Consider the following 2,548-nt stretch of genomic DNA (forward strand, 5'->3'; position numbering starts at 1 on the left):
GTAGGCGGCGCCGAGCTCCTCGAGCCCGAGCAGTTCCGCATGCAGCGTGAGCACGTCGGTGCGGTTGGGCAGGCCGCCGCGCGCCTCCAGGACGTCGAGCAGTTCCTCGAGCATCTCGGGTGTGGTCAGGCGGGTCAGCGCTGCGACGTCGCCTTCGTCCCATGCCGCCTGCAGCGACAGGAAGCGCGAGCGCGCCTCGCCGAGCAGCGCGTCGCCGTCGACGCCGACCGGCAGCGGCCATGCAGGCAGCACCGCAGCCCGATGCACGGATCGCACGACCGGCAGGGCCGCCTCCGAAGAGTCGTGGGCGCGCAGTCGATGCCGCCCGGCAAGGAGCAGCGACGCCAGAGCCAGCGCGGCACCCGTGGCGAAGGCGGCGATGCCTGCGTCGCCCTGGTGCAAGCCGAGCACCGCCCAGACGGCGGCGAGCACCCCGATCCAGGTCGAGAGGCCAGCGAAGATCGTCGCGCCGGCACCCGCCGCGGCCGCCGGCGTGCTGCCGAGAAGCAGCGGCAGGCCGACGCCGATCGACGCCGCGCGGCGCCAGTGCCGCGGCGCTATGGCGAGCCGCACGGTCAGCACTTGATCCCCACGTGCACGGCGGCGACGCCGGCGCTGAGGTTGTGGACGTCGACGTGGCCGAAGCCAGCTGTCTTCATCATCGCCTTCAGCTCGGCCTGGCCCGGGTGCATGCGGATCGACTCGGCGAGGTAGCGGTAGCTCGGCGCGTCGCCGGCGACCCAGCCCCCGATGCGCGGCAGGACCTTGAACGAATACCAGTCGTAGGCCTTGCTCAGCGGGGCGGCCACCTTCGAGAACTCGAGCACGACCAGCCGCCCGCCGGGCTTCAGCACCCGGGCCATCTCGGCCAGCGCCTTGTCCTTGTGCGTCATGTTGCGCAGGCCGAAGCCGACGCTGACCAGATCGAACGAGCCGGTTGCGAACGGCAGCGCCTCGGCGTCGCACATCGTCGTGGGCAGGAGCAGGCCTTCGTCGATCAGGCGGTCGCGGCCCTGGCGCAGCATCGCCTCATTGATGTCGGTGTGGACGACGAGCCCGGTCTTGCCGACGGGCTTGGCGAACGCGCGGGCCAGGTCGCCCGTGCCGCCGGCGATGTCGAGCACCTTCTGCCCCGGGCGCACGTTCGCGACCGCCACCGCATAGGCCTTCCATGCCCGGTGCAGGCCGAGCGACATGAGGTCGTTCATCAGGTCGTACTTCGGCGCGACCGAATCGAAGACGCCGCGCACCCGCTCCGCCTTGGCCCTTGCATCGACCGTGCGGTAGCCGAAATGGGTGTCGCTCATCGCGGGATCAATGCGAATGGCCGCACGATGACGCCGCCGCGGTGCCGGCCATCGGCGCGTCGCGGTCGACGCCCTGGTCGACGAGGCGCTTCTCGTACTTGCGCCAGAGGTCTTCCTGCTGCGAACCGAGGAAGTAGAGGTAATCCCAGGAGAAGATGCCGGAGTCGTGGCCGTCGGAAAAGCGTGGCTGGACGGCGTAGTTGCCGACCGGCTCCAGGGCGGTCAGCTCGACCTCGCGCTTGCCGGTCTGCAGCACCTCCTGCCCGGGCCCGTGCCCCTGGACCTCGGCGGACGGCGAATAGACGCGCATCAGCTCGAAGGGAATGCGAAAGGTGCTGCCGTCGCCGAAGCCGACCTCTAGCACGCGGCTGCGCTGGTGAACCGTGATCGACGTGGGAGGCGTGGCGCGATCGTTCATGAGCCGGCGAAGTGTAGGGCCCCTCCCTCTCGGAGGGAGGGGTTGGGGAGGGAGCAACCCTGTCCGCTTGCGGGTTTGGTAGGGGCGGCGCAACCGCTCACACCAGGACCCGCTCGATGCCGCCTTCGTTGGCCAGGGCCACGTAGTCCGGCATCCAGTCCTCGCCGAGGATGCGGCTGGCCATCTCGACGACGATGTAGTCGGCCTCGAGCAGGCCGTTGACGAGATCGCCCTTGTAGCGCTGCAGGCCCTGCAGGCAGCTCGGGCACGAGGTGAGGATCTTCACGTTGCCCTTGGCGCCGAGGGCCGGGGCCATCGCGCGCAGCGCCTGCTCGTCCTTCCTCAGCTCCTCTTCCTTGCTGAAGCGAACCTGGGTCGCGATGTCGGGCCGGTTGATGCCGAAGGTGCCGCTCTCGCCGCAGCAGCGACCGCTCTTCTTCACGCTGTCGCCGACCAGCGCCTTGACGGTCTCCATCGGGTCGCGCAGCTTCATCGGGCTGTGGCACGGGTCGTGGAAGAGGTAGCCCGGGGCGGCGGCGTCGGGGGCCCCGGCGCCGCCGAGGGTGATCCCCTTCTCGAGCAGGAACTCATGGATGTCGATGATCCGGCTGCCCGGGAAGATCTTGTCGAACTCGTAGCCCTGCAGCTGGTCGTAGCAGGTGCCGCAGCTCACGACCACGGTCTTGATGTCGAGGTAGTTGAGGGTGTTGGCGACGCGGTGGAAGAGGACCCGGTTGTCGGTGATCATCTTCTCGGCCTTGTCGAAGTCGCCCGAGCCGCGCTGCGGGTAGCCGCAGCACAGGTAGCCGGGCGGCAGTACCGT

3 protein-coding genes and 1 pseudogene are annotated in these 2,548 nt (G+C 69.6%); all 4 read right to left on the reverse strand.

Features of this window, described 5'->3' with window-relative positions; all coding sequences use genetic code 11:
• Window positions 1-573: pseudogene (locus AC30N0_RS07975) on the reverse strand (hypothetical protein); the annotation flags it as partial.
• A 2-nt stretch (window positions 574-575) separates the two neighbouring features.
• The gene (gene ubiE / locus AC30N0_RS07980; RefSeq protein WP_489517393.1) at window positions 576-1,307 is read right to left on the reverse strand and encodes a bifunctional demethylmenaquinone methyltransferase/2-methoxy-6-polyprenyl-1,4-benzoquinol methylase UbiE; all 732 of its coding nucleotides are present in this window, start codon (window positions 1,305-1,307) and stop codon (window positions 576-578) included.
• A 7-nt stretch (window positions 1,308-1,314) separates the two neighbouring features.
• Window positions 1,315-1,725 carry a gamma-butyrobetaine hydroxylase family protein gene (locus AC30N0_RS07985; protein ID WP_489517394.1) on the reverse strand — a complete coding sequence of 137 codons (411 nt, stop codon included), beginning with the start codon at window positions 1,723-1,725 and terminating at the stop codon, window positions 1,315-1,317.
• 97 nt (window positions 1,726-1,822) lie between these two features.
• Window positions 1,823-2,548 (reverse strand): DUF3400 domain-containing protein (locus AC30N0_RS07990; protein WP_489517395.1); only part of this gene is annotated, 726 nt, incomplete at its 5' end.

Origin of the sequence: Rhizobacter sp., from assembly GCF_031412495.1 — a bacterium.
GTDB lineage: Bacteria > Pseudomonadota > Gammaproteobacteria > Burkholderiales > Burkholderiaceae_C > Schlegelella_A.

Coding starts and splice junctions, on each gene's coding strand:
- AC30N0_RS07985 (WP_489517394.1), bottom strand. CDS start 1,725: ATGAACGATCGCGCCACGCCTCCCACGTCGATCACGGTTCACCAGCGC.
- ubiE (WP_489517393.1), bottom strand. CDS start 1,307: ATGAGCGACACCCATTTCGGCTACCGCACGGTCGATGCAAGGGCCAAG.